7 protein-coding genes are annotated in these 7,106 nt (G+C 26.8%); 5 read left to right on the top strand and 2 right to left on the bottom strand.

Annotated features, from left to right (window positions below):
- Positions 1-739: 739 nt before the first annotated feature.
- Both N4A48_RS04815 and N4A48_RS04810 read right to left on the bottom strand, forming a co-directional pair.
- Positions 740-1,495 carry a TSUP family transporter gene (locus tag N4A48_RS04815; RefSeq protein WP_330665050.1) on the bottom strand — a complete coding sequence of 252 codons (756 nt, stop codon included), beginning with the start codon at positions 1,493-1,495 and terminating at the stop codon, positions 740-742.
- A 119-nt stretch (positions 1,496-1,614) separates the two neighbouring features.
- A complete protein-coding gene (locus N4A48_RS04810; protein WP_293664680.1) occupies positions 1,615-1,989 on the bottom strand; it encodes a class II SORL domain-containing protein in 375 nt (124 codons plus the stop codon).
- A 228-nt stretch (positions 1,990-2,217) separates the two neighbouring features.
- Here N4A48_RS04810 and N4A48_RS04805 point away from each other — a divergent pair, with 228 nt between their 5' ends.
- Genes N4A48_RS04805 through ybeY form a run of 5 tightly spaced genes read left to right on the top strand, consistent with a single transcriptional unit; the run spans position 2,218 to position 7,106 of the window.
- Positions 2,218-2,454, top strand: coding sequence for a YabP/YqfC family sporulation protein (locus N4A48_RS04805; RefSeq protein WP_293664679.1), 237 nt, complete (start codon positions 2,218-2,220; stop codon positions 2,452-2,454).
- Between the two features lie 13 nt (positions 2,455-2,467).
- Positions 2,468-3,643: a sporulation protein YqfD gene (gene yqfD, locus N4A48_RS04800; RefSeq protein ID WP_293664678.1), complete on the top strand. Its 1,176-nt coding sequence runs from the start codon at positions 2,468-2,470 to the stop codon at positions 3,641-3,643.
- Complete coding sequence (locus N4A48_RS04795; protein ID WP_443081745.1) at positions 3,609-4,604, top strand: PhoH family protein; 996 nt, start codon at positions 3,609-3,611, stop codon at positions 4,602-4,604. Before yqfD ends, N4A48_RS04795 begins: the two co-directional genes overlap by 35 nt.
- A gap of 15 nt (positions 4,605-4,619) precedes the next feature.
- The gene (locus N4A48_RS04790; protein WP_293664676.1) at positions 4,620-6,644 is read left to right on the top strand and encodes an HD family phosphohydrolase; all 2,025 of its coding nucleotides are present in this window, start codon (positions 4,620-4,622) and stop codon (positions 6,642-6,644) included.
- The gene (ybeY, locus tag N4A48_RS04785; protein WP_293664675.1) at positions 6,645-7,106 is read left to right on the top strand and encodes an rRNA maturation RNase YbeY; all 462 of its coding nucleotides are present in this window, start codon (positions 6,645-6,647) and stop codon (positions 7,104-7,106) included.

Below are 7,106 nucleotides of genomic sequence, written 5' to 3'. Positions count from 1 at the left end.
GATGAAGATATATCAAGAATTAAGTCTTTAGCATTTGGATAATATAACCATACATTTGAAGTTAAGAGGATATTTTTTTGTTAAAATCAATTTACCATATTAAGTAAATTGATTTCAACTAGCACAATAGATTAATTAATATGGTGATTTATAATAAGAAGGAGTTATTTTTACGCAAAATACGTCGAAAGAATTATTATATTGAATTTTTAATCTATTTCTTCTTTTCTATTTTAAATTCTTCAGGCAATGTATTCAGACTAAGGAATTAGTTTTAATAAGTTTTTCTCATATCTCATCTATGGATTATAGAAGATATTTTTCTGCTACTGAATTATTAGATTCTACTGTTTCGATAATAGAATACTTTGGTAGTGCATCTTTTATTTTCTTATCCGCATATTTTTTACATTCTTCCGGTAACAGTTTTAATTTTTAAGATTATTTATTTTTTTACACAAATCAAATTTGTAAAGTAGATAATGAAAAATATAAACAATTAAATGTTAGATGATTTTCATATACCTTCTACCATAAAACTTAGATTGTATCGTTCAAATATACGTTAAAAAACTTCTTTTGTTTGACCGTAGGGAGTTTAAGAAGTTTTAGTATATTTGATAAGATACAATCTTTAGTTTTATTAGAAGGTATATTAATTATCGGTATTTAATTGTTTATATTTTGGGGTTAGAATAGCTTCCTATTTTTTATTTCCAAAACCAGAATTATAATTATTTTAATTAATAATATCAAATATCATCTTACCAGCTACTGCTAATGACATAGTTACAAATATAGGCTTTATAAGCTTTGATCCTTTATCAAGGGCAAGCTTTGTACCAAACCTTGCCCCCATAATCATACATAGTGCAACTGGAATACCGTAGTAATAATTTATTTGAGAGTTAGAAGCAAATATTAATAAAGCTGTAATATTGCTTGTAAAGTTTAAAACTTTAGTATTTCCAGCAGCCTTTGTAAAATCAAATCCAAAAACACTTATAAGTCCAAACATTAAAAATGAACCAGTACCTGGACCGAAAAAACCATCATAAAATCCAAGGCAGAAACATAGTAGTATTCCTAATATAAAATTCTTCTTATTAAGTCCATTGAAAGTATCTTCTTTCCCTATTGACTTTGAAAAAAGACTGTATAATCCTACGGATAATATCATTATTAAAACTAATGATTGAAGTTTACCCTGATCTACCATAAGAACCGTATTAACTCCGAATATAGCTCCTACTAAAGTGAACGGTATAAGATATTTTAATATAGAAAAATTCACCTTACCAGATTTGGCAAAGTTTAAACTACTAGTAAATGATGCTGTTGTAGAGCAAAATTTATTTGTTCCAAGTGCTAAGTGAGGGGGAATACCTGCCATCAAAAATGCAGGAATACTTATAAGACCTCCACCACCAGCTATAGAGTCTACAAATGCTGCAATAAAACCTGAAAAACATAAAAATAATAATTTAAAAATCATTTTATCACCTACTTAAATTAATATCAATTAATTGTATCACATATCCAAATTAATATCATAGGCAAATAAAAAAGAATTCAGAATATTTATTTATCCGAATTCTTTTTTGTAGACGAATTTTATTTAACTTCTATACAGACACTATTTTCCCAAAGACCATGTATATTACAGTAGCTAAGGGCGTGTATAGTACCAGATTTACTAAGTTTTACACTTGTAATTCCTACAGGTTGAGTTGAGTTATCTGATTCCCCGTGAGCTGAGAAATTAAAATTAGCTATTTCAACAGGAAATTTATTGTTTTCACCCTTGAAGAATACTTTAACCCAAGATATATGGTGCTCTAAAGTGTTAGGGTGTTTTATTTCATCTCCTATAGATACTCTTAAGTCAAACTCTTTATCTTTTTCTATATTTTCAGGAACATGTATAACCGGTACGTGCTTCTCTCCTTTAAAATCTCCAGTTTGTAAAAATTCTTTTAAGCTTTTCATTTATAAAAACCTCCCTTTAAATTTATTAATTTTAATATATTATTATATATTCCCTTGATTAATAAAAATAAACATAATATATGAAGCAACCTATATATTTTCCTTTATTTTTCATATATTAAGGTATTATAAATTTTTTGTTTTGCACATTGTAGTCAAAAATATAAGTTGAAAATTAGGAATTAAATAATATAGCTCTCATAAAATTATATAAGGGGAGGTGTGATAATGGTTAACTTGCCTAATGATTTACAAATTGATTTGCCAAGAGTTACTACCATTAGCAATAAATGCATTAACATAGAAAACTATATAAGTGTTATGGAGTATTCTACACAAATGATAAAAGTTAATACAAAGATAAATGTATTAAAAATAGAAGGAGATAATCTTATTATAAAATATATAACTGAGGATGATTTATGCATTGAAGGTAAAATATACTCTGTCGAATATTGGGTTTAAGGGGGTATAAAAGTTGTGGCAATATGTTAAAGGATTTTGCGTAGTAACAATAGAAGGGTTGAATTTAGAAAAATTTATAAATAATTTGGCTAAAAATAGAATTTATATATTCAACATAAAAAGGATATCTGAAACAAAAATAGAAGCATATGTATATAAAGATGATGTTAAAGAACTTATAAGTATTTATAGAAAATCCAACTATAACTTAAAGATTAAAAAATCTATAGGTATTCCTTTTCTTATGAAAAGAGTTTATAAAAGAAAGACTCTTTTATTTGGAGGAATTTTATCTATATTTATATTGTTGTTTTTAACAACATTTATAACAAATGTGTACATAGACTGTCCAGAAGGGATAGATAAGAAAGAACTTAGAAAAGAACTTTATGAATGTGGACTCAAACCTGGAACTAATAAGTATATAATAGATAAAAAGGATATAAGAGATAGTATATTGTATAAGTTTAATTCTGTCGCTTATATATCTATAAACATACAAGGGACTAGTGCTTTTATAGATATAGTAAAAAAAGCTGAAGAGCCTAAAGAAAATAGTAAAATAAATTGTAATATAATTGCCAAAAAAGATGGTATAATAGAGAAAGTAATACCAAGAAGTGGAGAAGCATTGATTAAAAAAGGTGATATAGTAAAGACAGGAGATGTATTAATAGCTGGTGGAAATCTTACCGCTAAAGGAGAAGTATGGGCAAGAACATTTTATGAAATAACAGAAAAAGTAGAGTATACAAATAAAAGTAAATATAGAACTGGTAAAAATAAAAAAATATTCAAGATAAAGGTATATGATAAGGAGTTTAGCACAAATAAAAATATATCTTATAAAGAATATGATGTTAAAACAAATGATTTTAATATACAATATAAAAATTTTGAATTTCCAGTACAACTTCAAATAGATACTTTTTATGAGGTTAATATAAAGAAAGATGATAAGGACTTAAATGAAATAAAAACTACTCTTAAATCAAAAGCTCTAAAAAAAATGGATTATTTATTACCAGTACAGGCAAGAATAATAGATAAAAATGAAAATTATAGTGTAGAAAAGAATATCTTAAAGTTCACGGTTATTATACAAACTTTAGAAGATATAGGGAAGTATGAAGAAGTAGAAGGAGGAAATTATACTGATGATAAATTGCAAGATACAGATAGAGAATGATGAATTTTCAAAACAATTATTTGGAAGTCTTGACAAAAATATAAAGATTATAGAAGAACGTATTAATGTTGATATAGTTTTAAGAGATGGAAGTATAGTTTTAATAGGTGAAGAAAAGAATGTAGAGTTTGGAAAAAGACTTATTAAAGAGTTAGAAATTATGGTTGAAAAGGGAAATGAACTAAACAATCAAAATATATCTTATTGTATAAACTTATTATTTGAGGGTACAGAGGAAAAGATGCAAGAATTATCTGATGATATTATTGCTTTTACTGTAAAGTCAAAGCCTATACAACCAAAAACTCTTGGGCAGAAAAAATATATCAATTTAATCAAAGAAAATAATATTACATTTGGAATAGGTCCTGCAGGTACTGGAAAAACTTATTTGGCTGTTGCTATGGCTGCAAGGTCCCTTAAAAAAGATGAAGTAAATAGAATAGTTTTAACAAGACCAGCTGTTGAGGCTGGAGAAACACTAGGTTTTTTACCAGGGGATTTAAAAGATAAAGTTGATCCATACTTAAGACCTTTATACGATGCTTTATTTGAGATATTAGGGTCTGAAAAATTTAATAGATATATGGAAAGAGGTATAATAGAAATAGCTCCCCTTGCTTTTATGAGAGGTAGAACACTAGATAATGCATTTATAATACTTGACGAAGCACAGAATACAACACCTGAACAGATGAAGATGTTTTTAACTAGACTTGGTTTTGGATCAAAGGCAGTAGTAACGGGAGATATTACTCAAACGGACATTCCAAAAAATAAAAAATCTGGATTATTACATGCAAAAGAAGTCTTAAAAGACGTAAAAGGAATATCTATTTGTGAGTTAACAGAAAAAGATGTTGTAAGACATGAGCTTGTTCAAAGAATAATAAAAGCATATAGTAAGTACGAGAAAAAAGAAGAATATAAGAAAAATAACAAAAAGAAAAATAAAAATTAGAAAGGAGAGGGAAAAATGAAGTTTAAGAAGTTTTCCCTTGCTCTTTTGTTTTTTATAATTAATTTTATAGTATTATTTGCATTTTTAGCTCCTCAAAAATATGAGTTAAGAATAGGACAAAGAGCTCAAGAAGATATAAAAGCAACAAAAGATATAGAAAATAAGATAGAAACACAAAAACTTATTGATAAAGCTGTTCAGCAGGTTCAACCTGTTTTTAAAATCAACCCAACAGTTCAGGCTGAAATAAAATCAGATATAGAAAAATTTTTTTCTGATATAAATGAGATTAATAAGCCTGCTACTACTGATGTTAATAATGGAGAACAATTAGATTCAAAGCAAAAACTAGAAATTATACAAAAGAAATACCCAGCAATATCTAATAAATCTATAAATTTAGCTCTTAATATGGAGAAAGTTAGGCTTGAAAAATTAAAGAATTATATATTTGAAATAATAAATCAGATAATGAGCACGGGTATAACTAAAGAAGAAGTAGATTATCAAAAGAAAAATGTGTCAGAGTTTTTTGAAGAGATAAAGACATTTAATCAGAATGAAAAGCTTTTAAGCATAGAAATAATAGATAGCTACATAAGACCTAATAAGTTTTTGGACTTAGAGAAAACACAAGAAAAAACAGAACAAGCAAAAACATCTGTTGAAAAGATTGTAATACCAAAAGGACAAAATATAATATCAAAAGGAGAAGTTATAACTAAAGAAAAACTAGAACTATTACAAAGTATAGGGCTTGTTCAAAAAAAAGGAAAAGAAGATTTTTTTGTTATAATAGGCCTTATACTTATAATAATAATACTTGAAGTCTTAGGAGTGTTATACATAAATGTTTTTGATAAAAAAATATTAAAAAATGAAAAGAAGCTATTACTTATAATATTGATTATTTCTATTACAATGTTAATTAGCATAAGCCTTAGTAAGATATCTTTATACATAATACCTGTTGCTGGAGCTAGTATGTTAATAAGCATACTTTTAAATACTAATATAGCTATAATATCGAACTTGATTATATCTATAATGCTTTATATAGCTACGGGAGATATAAATATATTATTGATATCATTAGTTTCTGGAACGTTTGGCTCTTTTGCTAATCTTGAAATAGCTCAAAGAAGAAATGTAATAATTACAGGATTTAAAATAGGGATTTTGAACTTATTGCTTGTAATGTCACTAGGTTTTATAACTACTACAAGCTTAAAAGAGCCTTTTATAAATTCATTACTTTCTTTGTTATCAGGTATAATTTCATCTATTTTCGTAGTTGGAAGTTTACCTTTATGGGAACATTATTTTGATATACTTACAAGTCTTAAATTATTAGAACTATCAAGTCCTAATAATGAAATATTAAAAAGAATGCTAATAGAAACACCAGGTACATATCATCACAGTATAATAGTTGGAAATTTAGCAGAAAGAGCTTGTGATAATATAGGAGCAAATTCTTTGTTTGCAAGAGTAGCTTCGTATTATCATGATATGGGAAAATTATCAAAACCATATTTTTTCAAAGAAAATCAAATAACTAACGACAATCCTCATGATAAAATGTCTCCTATAATGAGTGTGAAAATAATCAAAGAGCATGTAAGCTATGGAGTAGAACTTGCGCAAAAATATAAATTGCCTAAAGAAATAATAAATATAATAAGAGAACATCATGGAACAACATCTGTTGCATATTTTTATTATAAGGCTAAAGAAATGGGAATGGATGTAAAGGAAGAGGATTTTAGATATAAAGGTCCAGAACCTCAAAGTAAAGAAGCGGCTGTTATAATGATGGCAGACTCTGTGGAAGCTGCTATTAGAAGTATAAAAGAACCTAGTAAAGAGAAAATTGAAGATATGATAGAAAAAATAGTCAAAGGTAAATTAAATGATGGGCAGTTTAATAAAAGTAATTTAACATTAAAGGAATTAGACTTGATAAAAAGAGCTTTTATAGAAGTCATTATGGGTATGTTTCATGAAAGAATAGAATACCCTGAAGAAGGAGGAAATTAAATGCAGTTAATAATGGATAATAGACAAGATAAAATAGAAGTAAGTGATGAATTAATGAATATTATAAAAAATGTGACAAAAGAATGTTTAAATTATGAAGGATTTGATGATGACTATGAAATAAGTTTATCATTTGTTGATAATAATGAAATACATAATTTAAATAAAATGTATAGAGGAATAGATAGAGAAACGGATGTGTTGTCATTTCCATTAATAGGTGATAATGAGTTCGATATAGAACTTGAACAAAAAGCTCTTGGAGATATTGTAATATCTATGGAAAAAGCTCTAGAGCAAAGCAAAGAATATAATCACTCTTATGAGAGAGAAGTTGCATTCTTAGTGTGCCACAGTATGTTTCATTTAATGGGATATGATCATGATACAGAAGAAAATACAAAAATGATGAGATCAAAGGAAGAAAATGTTTTAGTTAAACTTGGGATAGTGAGAGAGTAA

The organism is Tepidibacter sp., assembly GCF_025210165.1.
In the GTDB taxonomy this organism is placed as follows: Bacteria; Bacillota; Clostridia; order Peptostreptococcales; family Peptostreptococcaceae; genus Tepidibacter_A.
The sequence above is the reverse complement of the archived record's forward strand: the minus strand, read 5'-3'. Positions and strand labels throughout refer to the sequence as shown.

Bases quoted from the DNA above. Each gene is read 5' to 3' on its own strand.
- N4A48_RS04810 (WP_293664680.1), bottom strand. From the start codon at position 1,989: ATGAAAAGCTTAAAAGAATTTTTACAAACTGGAGATTTTAAAGGAGAG.
- N4A48_RS04815 (WP_330665050.1), bottom strand. From the start codon at position 1,495: ATGATTTTTAAATTATTATTTTTATGTTTTTCAGGTTTTATTGCAGCA.
- N4A48_RS04805 (WP_293664679.1), top strand. From the start codon at position 2,218: ATGGTTAACTTGCCTAATGATTTACAAATTGATTTGCCAAGAGTTACT.
- N4A48_RS04790 (WP_293664676.1), top strand. From the start codon at position 4,620: ATGAAGTTTAAGAAGTTTTCCCTTGCTCTTTTGTTTTTTATAATTAAT.
- ybeY (WP_293664675.1), top strand. From the start codon at position 6,645: ATGCAGTTAATAATGGATAATAGACAAGATAAAATAGAAGTAAGTGAT.